The following is a 13,724-nucleotide window of genomic DNA, read 5'->3' on the forward strand; positions in this document are numbered from 1 at the left end:
CTATAGGTGATAATTTGCATAACCATCAGGGTATAAAAAAAAGATTAAAAGCCAGTATTATAAGGAACGCTTTTTACTAGATAGTACGCTCCGTCAATATTAAGTGTTTCCTGGTATCCCCGTTCAGTCAGATACCCGGCAGAACTATTGTAAATCGTAATCTCATTTCCTTTAAATGATGCACTTCCAATAGCACCGTCTAATCCGGATGGCATTTCCACCCGGTTTTTCGGTTCAGGTGACCATCCTTCCGGAATTTCCTGCCTGACACCACTTCCCCTCTCATGAACGGTAATATAATCCAGTTCCCTGTCAATACTTGACCACATAAAATCAGTATATTGTCCCCTGCTCATGTTCAGGTACTCAGCCTTTGAAGTTTCATAGGTGTAATTGGTGTAAAGAGTAAGGCTTACATCATATGATCCCGGCGTCCGGTATGTGTGAACCGGGTTTTTTTCTGTTGATTTGTTACCATCTCCAAAATCCCATATCCGGTTATCTGCAAACCCGTATGAAACATCATAAAACCGTACCCGAAATGGCGCATCCCCTTCTGTCCTGTCTGATGTAAAATCTGCAGCAATCGTTGACACCACAAAATCATCATACGAGGGGTGACACCCATGTGTAAACCCGGAGGGTGAAGGCAGCATTGCAGGTTTTATCGTATAAGCAGCCTGAACTGCTGAAATCAACAGAATCAGAACACAAAAAAATCCAAGGACAGAACTCCACCGGGCTGATATCATAATGTAATTCCTGAGGTATAGGTAAAGGACTTCATAAAGTTTACAATTTCTCCACTCACCATGGCATGGTCACGCCAAACATTCCGTGCCGACTCATTCAGGTTTAGTCCCCTGGCTTCAAGGATGGAACCTCTGAAATCTGTCCGGACAGTCCCTATTGCAGCTTCTGTTCCAGGAATCGGACCGATACTGACCATATATTCAATACCAGCCGGCACTCCCTCCTCACCTACGGCCCGGATTTTAAGTTTAGATTCCATAGCAACCGATTCCATGTTGATAAGACTGGTCGACCCACTGACATGATCATCAAAAGCAGGCGAGACAGACCACGAATCGGCATGAATCATGGTCGGAGTTAAAGAAAATATTATGAGAATATAGATGAATACGCGAATATCAGGCATATTTTTCACGCTCATCTGATTTGTCAGTCGGTTCTAAAATGTTTCCCGGTGAAAAATTAATTTGGTTCAATCCCTGAGGTCACCACAAAGGACTTACTAAACCTGAATATCTGTCCGTCAATGGTGGTTGAATCAGCCATGGATTTGGTCGATGCAAGTTCTGTGGTATTTCCCGCACCCTCTTCATTGGTCATGGCAAATTCCGTACTTGCTGTTCCTGCAGCATACGGCATTCCGGAAGAGAGGTCCGGATGGATTCCAATCAGGTACCGGAGTTCAGCCGGAACAGTATCATCTGAACCAACAGACCGTGTCCTGGCCATGGTGGCAATCTGACCGCTGGTCATATCTACTGCAGATGCCCCTTTGTAATAACTGTTAAATCCGCCGATATAGTCGTCAATGATATCTGCCACAACCGGATTTCGGACAACAAGCTCGGAACTACTCGCGTTTCCGGAGGTATAGAGTTCCAGAGAATCAGATGAGGACATCTTGCTCCCCAGTTCCGGATCGGTCAGGTATGTGGAGACTATTTTTGAATCCACATTAAAGCCCCCCTTCTGCTGCGGACCTTCATCTATCTTCAGTCCTTTACTCTGTGACAGATACCCTCCGTTTGTTCTCATGTCGTTTTTATAGATGACAGAAGAGAAGGTTTCTCCCTGGTCTAAAAATCCTTCATCATGAGAACCATTACTGTAGGTATCCAACTGGTATACCTGATGGGAGGACATCTGACCGATTACCTCCAGATATGATTCTGATGGCATCTGCCGGTTCGTTGTATTTGTCCCGTTTGGAAGTCTGTCTGCGGCTGCTATCGTGATAAGCATCAGAATAACGCTTATTACTATAACAACTGTGATTTTCTTATTCATGAAAGGCACCGGAATTATCTTCATAGGTATTGGTATGAGAGGTATAGAAGATTGCCGGAAAAAGAAGACGCCCAGATCGGAATTCGAATCCGAGTCGTCGGCGTGACAGGCCGACATGATAGGCCACTACACTATCTGGGCAGAGCATATCCCGCCTCCCGGATTTGAACCGGGGACATCGCGGTAGCTGCGCTTTTGCCTCGAGCGGCAATTCAGTCTACAGCCGCGCACTCTACCAGTCTGAGTTAAGGCGGGATGTTGCTCTATTAGGTCAGCTTCATCCACATATATAGATATTGGTTTGGTTGTCGTTCTTCATGAGATATCTGAATCAAAATCACTGCCTTAGAAAACAACATCTATTACCGATTAAACGGAAGACGTACTCACAGGTTAGTCTTTATGACGGGAGTTCCAGATATTCTTTGGCTAGAGGAAATCAGAAAAGAGGATATTCCTTCAGTTGGTGGAAAAGGTGCCTCACTCGGGGAAATGGCCTCAATCGGGCTTCCCGTTCCTCCGGCATTTGTTGTCACCAGTCAGGCGTTCAGACGTTTTTTGGTTCAGACCAAACTGGAAGAACCATTACATGAACTATTAAAGTCGCTCAATGTTGATGACAATGAAATACTTGAATCAGCGGCAAAAAAGGCAAAAGAGCTCGTCAACAGGGCAAAAATGCCGGATGACCTCAAAAAAGAGATAAGTACTGCATATGAGAAACTCCGGAGAAGTGGTGAAATTGTTGCTGCACGGTCCAGCGCGACTGCAGAGGATCTTCCGGATGCAAGTTTTGCAGGGCAGCAGGAGACGGTTCTCAACATAAAAGGGATTGAAAACCTTCTGAATGCGATTCAGACATGCTGGGCATCACTCTATGGTGCCCGTGCCATATACTACCGGGCAAAACAAGGATTTGACCATCATACCGTAAACATCGCTGTTGTTGTCCAGCAGCTCATTCCATCGGAGAAAGCCGGCGTTTTGTTCTCATCTCATCCGGTAACCGGTGAACTCCTGACCATCATTGAAGGATCCTGGGGTCTTGGGGAATCAGTCGTATCCGGAGCAGTATCTCCGGATAAGTATGTATTTGACCGGAGACAGGAACGAACAATTGACCGGCTTATCTCACCAAAGATCATTGAGATTGTTCCGGATGGCAATTACGGAACCATCACCCGGGATGTAGAACCCTCAAGACAGGAAGTACAAATTCTTTCCGATGAAGAGGTAAAACGACTTTCAACCTATGGAATCGTTTCAGAAGAGCATTACGGCGTCCCACAGGATATGGAATGGGCAATTGTCGGGGATAAGATCTTCATTTTACAGTCCAGACCCATCACTACCATCAAGGGAGTCGTGACAGCCAAAAAAGAAACGGTAACTGCTTCTGCTGATAGCGTAATTCTCCAGGGTCAGGGTGCTTCTCCCGGAATTGCATGTGGACCGGTAATCATCATTGAAGATGTCCGGGATATCGGGAAGGTCAAGGAAGGTGACATCATGATCACACGCATGACCAACCCGGACATGGTTCCTGCCATGCGCAAGGTTGCCGCAATTGTAACAGATGAGGGAGGTATGACCTGTCATGCAGCAATTGTTTCACGCGAACTTGGAACCCCGGCCGTTGTTGGAACCAGGAAAGCCACCCAGATTCTTTCAGACGGTCAGATAATCACGGTTGACGGAGAGAAAGGACTCATTTACGATGGCGCTATAGTCCAGCCACCTGCAGCCGCAGGTCCTGCACAGACCACAGTTGCAGCAGCCCCGGCAAAGATAATCACGGCAACATCAGTAAAAGTAAATGTCTCGATGCCTGAAGCTGCCCAGCGTGCGGCTGCCACCGGAGCTGACGGTGTAGGACTTCTCAGGATTGAACACCTGATTCTTGGACTAAATAAAACCCCGAACTGGTATATTCAGAACCACCGAGAAGATGAATTCATCTCTGAACTGATGAATGGCATAAAAGTAGTCCTTGACGCATTCCCGGGAAAACCAGTATGGGTCAGAACACTTGATGCACCGACCGATGAATTCAGGAATATGCAGGGCGGGGAGAACGAGCCGATTGAACACAACCCCATGCTCGGGTGGCGTGGAATTCGGCGTGACCTCCAGAGTCCGGCCCAGTTCAGATTACAGATTGACACATTTAAAAGACTCTGGGACCTTGGATATGACAATCTTGGCATCATGTTCCCGATGGTATCTCACCCACGGGAATTTATTCTGGCTAAAGAACAGTTCCGTCAGGCCGGAGTGGATGTGGAAAATGTTGACCTCGGGGTTATGATCGAGATTCCCGCAAGTGCAGTACTCATTGAAGACTTCATCAAAGCCGGAATCAGGTTTGCCTCCTTCGGAACCAATGATCTTATCCAGTACACCATCGCCATCGACCGGAACAATGAGAATGTCACCGATATGTACTGGCCAAAACACCCGGCAGTGCTGGCTCTTATTGATACTGCCATTCAGGCCTGCAGAAAGGGCGGAGTCGAAGTATCTATCTGCGGACAGGCAGGAAGTGAGCCGGATATGGTAACATGGCTCGTTGAACATGGAATTACCAGTGTTTCATCAAACATTGATGCAATAGCAAAAATCCGTGAGACTGTCGCAAAGACAGAGCAACGGATAATCCTTGACGCGGCGAGAAAACAGTATGGATGCTGAAGGCCTTTTGGCCGACGAACTTTTTTGCTTCCTTGAGGCCAGAAGAAAAGAGGACTTTTCTTACTCCCATATTCTTTCATCCATGTGCACCACCCCGCATCCGGTGGCAGTAAAGGCTCATGCTCTTTTCATGGAGACAAACCTTGGAGATCCAGGACTCTTTCCAGGCACTGTTTCTCTAGAAGACGAACTTATCCGGTGGTTTGCTGACCTGTATCATGAGCCATCAGCAGGAGGATGCACAACGTCCGGAGGGACCGAGTCAAACATCCAGGTTCTCAGGTTTTGCAAGGCGGCAAAAAAGGCTAAAAACCCAAATATTGTAGTTCCGGCATCAGCCCATTTCTCATTTGAGAAAGCCTGTAAAATGATGGATGTTGAGATGCGGTTAGCCCCTCTTGACCATGAATACCGGATGGATGTAAATGCAGCAGGGGAACTTATCGACAAAGATACCTGTTGTATCGTGAGCGTGGCCGGAACAACGGAATATGGCATGACTGACCCGATTCCAGAACTTGGAAAAATCGCCGGGCAGGAGGACATTCATCTGCACGTGGATGCAGCTTTTGGAGGATATGTCCTTCCCTTCCTAAAGGATGCTCCAAAGTTTGACTTTTCAATTCCGGAAGTCGGCTCAATATCTGTTGATCCGCATAAAATGGGAATGGGCACCATCCCTTCGGGAGTGCTCATGGTGAGAGATGAAAAGGTGTTCTGTAACCTTTTAGTCGAGACGCCATACCTTACCGTAAAACAGGCATACAGCCTGACCGGAACGCGTCCGGGTGCATCAGTGGCAGCAGCGTATGCAGTCAGCCGGTATTTTGGGACGAAAGGATATACCTCTCTTGTTACCGGTTGCATGGAGAATACCCGGCGTCTTATTGAAGGGATGGAAGCATTCGGAGTCAGGAGAAAAGTAACCCCGGATGTAAATGTTGCAACCTTTGACCATGTGGATGTACCAAAACCCTGGATTGTGTCATATACCCGGAAAGGAGACCTCCGGATAGTTTGTATGCCTCATGTCAGCCGTGATGTAATAGAATCATTTCTTGCAGATTTTGGAGAATTTCATGTACCCAATACTCACTAAATCATTAATTACCTGCCCGATTGTAAAAAAAGGTGAATACAACTATTTTGTTCATCCGATTACCGACGGTGTTCCGGATATCCATCCAGACCTCCTTCGGGAGATTGCGGTCGGAATGATACGGCTCATGAACCTTGAGAATGTCAAATACATCGTAACCGCAGAAGCCATGGGCATTCCTATCGGAACGGTATTATCCCTCATGACAGATATTCCACTCAATATTATCAGGAAGAGAAAATATGGTCTTCCCGGAGAGTGTGATGTCTGCCAGGTGACCGGATATTCCAAGGGAGAAATGTACATAAACGGAATTAATCCAGGGGACCGGATTGTTCTTATCGATGACGTCATCAGTACCGGCGGGACCATGAACGGAATAATAACAGCACTTCAGCTTATCGGTGCAGAGATCGTGGACATCGGATTTGTCATAAAAAAGGGCAGTCCGGACCTGATTCTTCCCTATTCATATCTTGTTTCCATTGAAGTGACCGATTCGGTGAGAATAGTTGATCAAACTACCTGAACTTTGCACAAAGCTGCGTGAGAAAGGGTATCAGAGAGTTGCATTGCAGGCTCCGGAAGGACTGAAAAGAATCCTTCCCGGTCTTGCAACAAACCTCCGGGAAGAGGGGTTTGAAGTAATTATAAGCGGCGATCCCTGTTATGGTGCCTGCGACCTTGATCTCTATGCACGGGACAATGCAGATATCCTGGTCCATATTGGCCATACACCAGTTGATAACACCAGGGGAGTGTTCTACGAAACATGGCCGGTCAACGCTGACCTCACCGTCATCAAAAATGTCATCCCGCTTTTATCCGGTACAAAGGCAGGCCTTGTTACCACTATCCAGCATGTTCATCTCTTAAAAGATGCTGCAGAAATCCTGACCTCTGCAGGAATTAAGCCAATTATTGCAGAGGCATCACACCGGACTCCCTGTCCGGGTCAGGTTCTTGGATGTTCATTTGATGCAGCAAGAAAGACCGGGGCAGATGAGATAATTTTTCTGGGGACCGGTCTTTTTCACCCTGTCGGAATAAAACTTGCAACCAAAGCCCGGGTTTTTGCATGTGATCCAATCACCGGTACTATCAGTGAACCGGATGCAGACAGGCTTCTTCGGAAACGGTTTGGTCTGATTCAAAAAGCCAAAGAAGCAGAGAGTTTTGGGATTTTGGTCTCTGAAAAGAGCGGACAATGCAGAAAAGAACTGGCAGAACATCTCTGCAGCCTTTCTAAAAACGCATTTCAGGTCATGATACGTGAAGTAACCCCGGACCAACTGCTCAACTTAGGGTTTCCCTGTTATGTGAATACTGCCTGTCCCCGCCTTGCATATGATGATCAGGTCAGATTTTCTGCTCCGGTTCTGACGCCAGGAGAGTTTGAAATCCTCTGCGGAGTCAGGGAATTCGAAGACTATGAGGTTGATGAAATACTATGAAACTTCGCCAGCTTGAGATGCTTCTGCAGCGGGTTTCCGGATTTGAGCATCCTTCAGTAGAACGCGAGCAATACCAGACACCGGCACCACTTGCAGCCCGTCTTATTCATACCGCCTGGCTTGCCGGAGATATTGAAGGAAAAGAGGTTCTAGACCTTGGGTGCGGTACAGGTATTCTTGCTATTGGTGCGGCACTGCTTGGAGCAAACGTAATCGCTGTTGAGGATGACCTGGAAGCTATCTCAATTGCAGAAGCGAATGCTCAGGACCTTGGATGTAATATCAGGTTTATCAGGGCAGATATCACCGACAGTGATACACCAGGCCTTATCCCTGATGTTGATACGGTAATCATGAATCCCCCCTTCGGAGCACAGAATGAACATGCTGACCGGCCCTTTATTGACATGGCACTGCTTAAGGGAGATATGATATACAGCATCCATAATGCAGGATCATGCCCATTTATAACAGCATATATAAAAGATCGGGGCGTTATCGTCTCTTCAATTCTGGCAGGACTAAGCATCCCCCGGACATTCTGGTTCCATACCAGGGATAAACATGAAATCCCGGTAGAGATTCACATTATAAGCAGGAAAACGTAAAAAAGAGATTCTGGTTATTAATCCTTGACCAGGATAAATCCAATTCCGGCAAGCATGATTCCGATAAGAAGAGCGATGATACCAATTGCTCCCATTACCACATCGATGACATACGGCAGGAAGTACCAGATACCATAGGCACCACCGATGATGAGGATGATACCGACAATTAACATTCCAAGTCCCATTTTATCCATGTGATTAATCCTCCAATCTATTTTCCTAATATCCGTATGTTATGAAGATATTTATAAACAATCAGTAAGTTAAGGCCTGCATCCTATTCTGACCCTGGTTTATCCGGACTGGTGACAACGAGTGAGACTTCAAGGTCTTCACCATTCTGAAGTAATGCAACCATCTCACGCAGGATGTTCTGTGCCGTGTGGTCAGCATACACCCCGATGGTCCTGCCGCAGGTAAATGAAGATTTTCTCCAGACCAGATCGGTCGGATGGGTCAGTACTAATCCAGGATCACCCTGTGACAAAACCCGGACTTTGTGCGGGCCACATGATAGAGTAGTTTCAAGTACTGCCTCCGGGTCTGAAAGAGCCTTACAAAATCTGCGATCGAGGTCTGCTGCTCCTTTGTCTGCACCAACCGCAATGATACAGGTTCCGGCCAGACTGAGTTCTTTTTCGCGGGTTATCTCAAAAGTGGTACGATGCAGGGCGGTCACATTCGGATGACCATGGGCAACGAGATACTCCTCCTCTCTGACCATGTATTTACACACTCTCTTCCATGTGTATTCAATGGATCTGATAGATGCGTATTGTAACACCTGCAAAGAGGAGACAGAACAGGAGGTTTTGAGTGAATCACGCGAACTCATCCTCCGGTGCACCGTGTGCGGCCTCACAACCAGAAGACCCCTGCCCCCTGAACCTGAACCCGTTCTGGTGAAGACAATTGTCAGCAGGGAAGGTGAATCCTTTGTTGGTAAGGCAGAACTGATGAAAGGAGAAGAGGTTGAGGTTGGTGACTATATCGTCGCCGAGAAAGATGACGGGGAAGGTGCAGGTGTTGAAATTATGTCTATAGAAATCGGGGATAAACGCGTTAAAAAGGCACTTGCAGAGGAGATAAGCACCATCTGGAGTCGTGCCATTGACGATGTCATTGTCCGGATCTCTGTTCATGACGGGAAAAAAACACTGCCCATGTATGTTGCATGTGAAGGGGATGACCGTTTTACCATCGACGAAGTGATATCGATTGACAATGTCCGTTCCCGGATTGACCATATCTGCCTCAGGAATGGAATAATACAGCGAAGAAAAGGGAAATACGAAGTTGCCAACCGGATCAAGCGAATATATGCTTACCGGCTCTGAATAAAAAAACCTCTTTGAAGGCATTATAACCTTCAATATTAATTCCGGATTACTGGGAAGTTACCAGTTGGGATACCGTAACTTCAATTGTCGGATATCCGTAATTTAAGGTAATATTACCTTCGTCCCGGCTGACCACAGTTGCAGTCCGGATATATGATGCCGGGGTAGCGTTATCCATTGGTATAGTCGGCTGGTCAATAAACGCAAGAGGCACCTGATCTCCTACCTGAACATCTGCGAACATCTCTCCGGAAATGTTGACAAACTGCTCAAGACTCATCTGTCTTGCCATCTGTGAGGCATAGGGATTTGTAATGGTTTTCGACTCTCCAACTCTCATACCCTCAATTGAGGAACTGATCATCTCAATTTCAGGTCCAAACAATCCAAACTCAACAACACCGACGGCGTTATTTGGATTTACTGCCTGAACCGGCACTAAATCATCCTCAGTTGAAGTGTTTACCCGTACAGCTAAAGCGTTAGCCTTGAATGTAATGAGGTTAGGATCAGTTACCTTGGTGATGGTTGATAAAACGCTGGAGAGTACCGGACGATCCTGCGCGTCGAGGAAGGTGAAATCAACGAGAGCACTGTTTCCGGGCTTTGCCTGTGTGAAAATGTTCAGCCATGACATACCGAACATTGATACAACCATAAAGACAGCCATCAGAACACAAACCACGACAATTCCAATTTTTGTCCAGTTTGTTTCTTCTTTTTTCTCTGAAGGCTTTTGGCGGAATCCTTTCATTCCTATTACGTAATCCCTGCCGGGAGATAAAGGATACAATCCTGTCTATGAGTCAGGGACGTAAAACAGATATTGAAAACTCCCCTGACTTTGAAACGATGGATTCATACCTGCACAGGGTGAGAAGATTCGTATGGATAAAAAGAGGGTCCGGGATTACATGACTTCTGATGTGGATACCGTTCCGATGACGGGAACCGCGCGGGAAGTTATCCATGCAATCAAGGTCACCTCCCATGACGGATTTCCGGTGGTAGACGGGAATATCGTTGTTGGATATATATCAGCCAGGGATCTGCTCTTTGTGCATCCGGAAACCCCGGTCAGGGAGATAATGAGCCATCATCTCATTGTGGCTGAACCGGAGATGGCCATCGGAGACGTTGCACGGGTCATCATTCGTTCAGGAATCCAGAAACTCCCGGTTGTCAACGAAAAAAACGAACTTCTGGGGATTATCTCCAATACCGATGTGGTCAGGTCACAAATTGAACATGTTTCACCGGAGAAAGTCTACAAACTGATGGATACCCTCGAACGGCTCCATGAAATAAAACCTCACCTCTCAAAGGGTCCGGTGCAGATTCACATGCTCCTTCCCACCCAGTCAAGAATATATATGGATGAACTTGAAGGACGCATATATGAGATTAAAAAGGGTCTTGCAGAGCCGGTCATAGTAATTCAGAAACCCGGGCGTATCATCCTGGTAGACGGTCATCACCGGGCGGTTGCCGCAAGAAAACTGGGCATAAAAATCCTTGAAGCGTATATTATTGAGATTACAGAAAATATTGAACTCGGCCTTGAACGAACCGCCAAGGCCATGAACCTGAAAACAATAGACGATATTTCAATAATGGATTATGCCCGCCATCCCCTCGTTGCCGGAACTCACCGGTTCGGAGGAATGGGGACAATTGTCCCTGACCAGTATCAGGATCCCTCACACCGGGTATCATAAGCGTCATTGAGCAGGTGCTCGGTAACTGTGGTGCCGTCCGCTACCACCATGTCAGGCCATATCCGGGTATTTGAATGGACTGTTACCCGGTTCCTGATTACCGTCCGCGGACCGATGACCGATCCATGTTCAACACTGCAGGAATCACCAATCATTGCATCATTGTCAATAATTGCCCCGGATACTGAAGTTCCCTGACCGATGACCACCCGGTTATAGAGAGAAGATGAAAGAACCCGGACATTGCTCCGGATAATACAATTTTTACCAATCGACGTATATGGTCCGATGAGGACATTGTCTCCGATTGAAGTTCCGCTTCCAATGGCAACAGGCCCCACAATTCTGCTGTTATGGCCAACATAGATTGACCCGCCAAAGTCAACCGGACCCAGGATATGTGCATTTTTAATATCCATGTCCCCGGATATGCTGGTAGAGATCATCTCCTGCAGTTTCCACTTTTCAGCAATCCGGAGTGATGCAGGACTTCCGACATCTGACCAGTTCCCTCTTGCAAGCCACCCGTTGAGGATCTTTCCCTGTTCCATAAGCATCGGGAAGAGGTTTTTTGCAAAGTCAAACTTGGTTCCGTCCGGAATGTAATCAAAAATGTCCGGCGAACAGACATACATACCGGTAGACGCAAGATTTGAGAATATCTCTCCAGGCCCGGGCTTTTCCCTGAACCGACGGATACGGTTTTCCACATCAATCTCTGCAATTCCATACTCCGAGGGATCATCCACGCTGATGAGACCTATCGTAATAATCGGAGAATTTTTCAGGTGCTCCCGGTAAAATTCAAGGAGATTTAGATCGGTGACATGGTCGCCGCCGACAACAAGGAACGGTTTTTCTCCAAACAGGTGCTTTGCGTTCTTCACACTGCCGGCAGTGCCAAGTTTCGTCTCCTCGTAGACATAACTGATATTTGCCCCAAAAAGTGCCCCGTCTCCTAAAGACTGCTCAATGGTATCGCCCTTGTATCCCACGGTGATGATAATATCATGAAAACCGAGATTGGAAAGATGAGATACCAGGTGTTCAATTGAAGGTTTGTTAACGATTGGAATACAGGGTTTTGGACGTTCGAACGTGAGCGGACGGAGACGGGTTCCTTCGCCTCCGCACATGATACAGACCTTCATATCGAGTATGTAGGATCTGCGGACATTTAAGACCACATGAAAAAAGACAACGCCTAAAAAAATTACAGAGTGTCCAGGCTCACCGAATCAAAGTCCTGGACAACCTCGGAGATTTCCTTGACACCAAATGCAGTTTTCACTGCGGTTATCTCAAGTTCAGACGCAATACCGCACATGTAATCAAGCACATCAATAGAGAGTTCCTTTTTTACTTTACTCTGTTTGAGTTGCTCTACAAGGCGACCAATCATCTCCACATCTTCACCGCGAAGCTTGGCTAGGCTGATGACACACATGTATATCCGGGTAAGATTCCTGTCGGTACCCGTGATAGTGTCAAAAAAGTTCTTCAGAACCTGGGCCTGATACACCTCGCCGCCCATATGTAAACCACTTATATTAATTCTTTAGTATAAAAAGATGCGGATTTATTTTGCTGTGCTCACAATCTTGATGATATCCCCATCTTTGAGGATTGCACTCTCTTTTATCCGCATTTTTGTTTTTGCATCAATAGCATACAAAAACCCGTTCCCAATGTCTGAGTGAACCTGAAATGCAAGGTCATGGGGGGTTGATCCCTTTTTCATCAGAAATGCATCCGGGAGGACTCGTCCCTGTCCGTCGGTGAAGTGTGTTTCATCCTCCACCGGATAGAGAACAATCATATCAAGGAGCTCAAAAACGGCCCGATTGATGATATCCTGAACACCGGTGCCTCCGTGCTGGTCCATGTATGCCTTCATCTTCATAAGACCAGTCTTCTGGGCCTCACTCAATTTGCTCTCATCCGGAATGCTAAAGGACGGATCGCCAGGATGATAGGCTATCACCTGCGATGCTGCGGCAGTCCGAAGAGCCAGTTCTGCCGCCCCGGATGTAAGGATAGCACCGGATCCTTTTACCTTCTCGATGAGTTCAGGTGATGCAAGATCTGCTTTATTCCCGGCAATTATCATCGGTTTTGCATGTTTCATCAGGATCCTGGAAAATTCGATCAGGTTCTCTGATGATGCAAGCCTGAGCTCTATGCCGGCTTCCCGCTCAGCTTCCAGGACATGTTCCTCTTTTATTGAAAGGCCGGCCAGAACTTCTGCAATACCTGCATATACGGAGAATGTCTTTGACTGGGCCTGTCGTTGCATTTTTGCCCAGTGTTTCTCGATAATTCCATGCAGCCACATTGCCATCTCGGTCTTGAGCATAGGTATCTCATCGATCGGATCATGGGTGCCGGGGTTGTCAGGGTTTCCTTCAATGTCCGTACTTCCGCTGGCATCAATCACCTGGATGATTGCATCAGCCTGACGAAGATGATCAAGGAACTGGTTACCAAGTCCCTTCCCGGTATGTGCCTCAGGGACCAGCCCGGCAACATCGATCAGATGAACCGCAATGTACCTGATACCGTCAGCGCAGACACCACAGCGATGCGCAAGGGCGGTGCAGGGGCAGGGAACCCTGACATAGGCCACTCCCCGGTTTGCATCTATTGTCGTAAACGGATAATTGGCAATCTCGGCGGGAGCCATGGTTGCTGCCCGGTATAACGTAGATTTACCACAGTTTGGTTTTCCAGCAAGTGCGAGGGTTATCATAGATGGTCCTCAAATCCCAGTG

16 protein-coding genes and 2 tRNA genes are annotated in these 13,724 nt (G+C 47.1%); 7 read left to right on the plus strand and 11 right to left on the minus strand.

Annotation, left to right across the window (positions count from 1 at the left end):
• Positions 1 to 44: 44 nt before the first annotated feature.
• The 5 genes from DLD82_RS04495 to DLD82_RS04515 all read right to left on the minus strand — a co-directional run bounded on the left by DLD82_RS04495 (position 45) and on the right by DLD82_RS04515 (position 2,295).
• Entirely contained in the window at positions 45 to 752 is a 708-nt protein-coding gene (locus tag DLD82_RS04495; RefSeq protein WP_109939920.1) for a PKD domain-containing protein, read from the minus strand.
• Entirely contained in the window at positions 749 to 1,159 is a 411-nt protein-coding gene (locus tag DLD82_RS04500; protein WP_146199693.1) for a hypothetical protein, read from the minus strand. Before DLD82_RS04500 ends, DLD82_RS04495 begins: the two co-directional genes overlap by 4 nt.
• Positions 1,160 to 1,215: 56 nt before the next feature.
• The gene (locus DLD82_RS04505; RefSeq protein WP_146199694.1) at positions 1,216 to 2,040 is read right to left on the minus strand and encodes a hypothetical protein; all 825 of its coding nucleotides are present in this window, start codon (positions 2,038 to 2,040) and stop codon (positions 1,216 to 1,218) included.
• Between the two features lie 68 nt (positions 2,041 to 2,108).
• Positions 2,109 to 2,181 (minus strand) — tRNA-Asp (locus DLD82_RS04510).
• 8 nt (positions 2,182 to 2,189) lie between these two features.
• Positions 2,190 to 2,295 (minus strand) — tRNA-Tyr (locus DLD82_RS04515).
• A gap of 147 nt (positions 2,296 to 2,442) precedes the next feature.
• Between DLD82_RS04515 and ppsA the strand changes: the two genes are divergently transcribed.
• From ppsA to DLD82_RS04540, 5 genes are read left to right on the plus strand one after another with little or no spacing between them, the layout of a single operon-like run.
• The gene (gene ppsA / locus DLD82_RS04520; RefSeq protein ID WP_109939923.1) at positions 2,443 to 4,731 is read left to right on the plus strand and encodes a phosphoenolpyruvate synthase; all 2,289 of its coding nucleotides are present in this window, start codon (positions 2,443 to 2,445) and stop codon (positions 4,729 to 4,731) included.
• A complete protein-coding gene (gene mfnA, locus DLD82_RS04525) occupies positions 4,721 to 5,830 on the plus strand; it encodes a tyrosine decarboxylase MfnA (protein ID WP_109939924.1) in 1,110 nt (369 codons plus the stop codon). The genes ppsA and mfnA overlap by 11 nt, the downstream gene beginning before the upstream one ends.
• Complete coding sequence (gene hpt / locus DLD82_RS04530) at positions 5,811 to 6,359, plus strand: hypoxanthine/guanine phosphoribosyltransferase (RefSeq protein ID WP_109939925.1); 549 nt, start codon at positions 5,811 to 5,813, stop codon at positions 6,357 to 6,359. The genes mfnA and hpt overlap by 20 nt, the downstream gene beginning before the upstream one ends.
• Positions 6,343 to 7,284, plus strand: a complete 942-nt coding sequence (dph2, locus tag DLD82_RS04535; RefSeq protein ID WP_109939926.1) for a diphthamide biosynthesis enzyme Dph2 — start codon at positions 6,343 to 6,345, stop codon at positions 7,282 to 7,284. The genes hpt and dph2 overlap by 17 nt, the downstream gene beginning before the upstream one ends.
• Positions 7,281 to 7,892, plus strand: coding sequence for an METTL5 family protein (locus tag DLD82_RS04540; RefSeq protein ID WP_109939927.1), 612 nt, complete (start codon positions 7,281 to 7,283; stop codon positions 7,890 to 7,892). The genes dph2 and DLD82_RS04540 overlap by 4 nt, the downstream gene beginning before the upstream one ends.
• A 17-nt stretch (positions 7,893 to 7,909) precedes the next feature.
• Here DLD82_RS04540 and DLD82_RS04545 read toward each other — a convergent pair whose 3' ends face one another.
• Both DLD82_RS04545 and DLD82_RS04550 read right to left on the minus strand, forming a co-directional pair.
• Positions 7,910 to 8,089, minus strand: a complete 180-nt coding sequence (locus tag DLD82_RS04545; protein WP_109939928.1) for a hypothetical protein — start codon at positions 8,087 to 8,089, stop codon at positions 7,910 to 7,912.
• Between the two features lie 83 nt (positions 8,090 to 8,172).
• A complete protein-coding gene (locus DLD82_RS04550) occupies positions 8,173 to 8,619 on the minus strand; it encodes a DUF371 domain-containing protein (RefSeq protein ID WP_109939929.1) in 447 nt (148 codons plus the stop codon).
• A gap of 31 nt (positions 8,620 to 8,650) precedes the next feature.
• On the opposite strand from DLD82_RS04550, the gene DLD82_RS04555 reads away from it, so the two are divergent.
• A complete protein-coding gene (locus DLD82_RS04555) occupies positions 8,651 to 9,232 on the plus strand; it encodes an HVO_0476 family zinc finger protein (RefSeq protein ID WP_109939930.1) in 582 nt (193 codons plus the stop codon).
• 49 nt (positions 9,233 to 9,281) lie between these two features.
• Here DLD82_RS04555 and DLD82_RS04560 read toward each other — a convergent pair whose 3' ends face one another.
• A complete protein-coding gene (locus DLD82_RS04560; RefSeq protein ID WP_109939931.1) occupies positions 9,282 to 9,989 on the minus strand; it encodes a hypothetical protein in 708 nt (235 codons plus the stop codon).
• 133 nt (positions 9,990 to 10,122) lie between these two features.
• Here DLD82_RS04560 and DLD82_RS04565 point away from each other — a divergent pair, with 133 nt between their 5' ends.
• Entirely contained in the window at positions 10,123 to 10,953 is an 831-nt protein-coding gene (locus DLD82_RS04565) for a CBS domain-containing protein (protein ID WP_109939932.1), read from the plus strand.
• Here DLD82_RS04565 and DLD82_RS04570 read toward each other — a convergent pair.
• From DLD82_RS04570 to DLD82_RS04580, 3 genes are all read right to left on the minus strand, one after another.
• Entirely contained in the window at positions 10,926 to 12,104 is a 1,179-nt protein-coding gene (locus DLD82_RS04570) for a sugar phosphate nucleotidyltransferase (RefSeq protein WP_109939933.1), read from the minus strand. The genes DLD82_RS04565 and DLD82_RS04570 overlap by 28 nt on opposite strands.
• Positions 12,105 to 12,166: 62 nt before the next feature.
• Positions 12,167 to 12,487 carry a hypothetical protein gene (locus DLD82_RS04575; RefSeq protein ID WP_109939934.1) on the minus strand — a complete coding sequence of 107 codons (321 nt, stop codon included), beginning with the start codon at positions 12,485 to 12,487 and terminating at the stop codon, positions 12,167 to 12,169.
• Between the two features lie 45 nt (positions 12,488 to 12,532).
• Positions 12,533 to 13,702, minus strand: coding sequence for a redox-regulated ATPase YchF (locus DLD82_RS04580; protein ID WP_109939935.1), 1,170 nt, complete (start codon positions 13,700 to 13,702; stop codon positions 12,533 to 12,535).
• Positions 13,703 to 13,724 lie beyond the last annotated feature (22 nt).

The organism is Methanospirillum stamsii (assembly GCF_003173335.1).
Classification (GTDB): Archaea; Halobacteriota; Methanomicrobia; order Methanomicrobiales; family Methanospirillaceae; genus Methanospirillum; species Methanospirillum stamsii.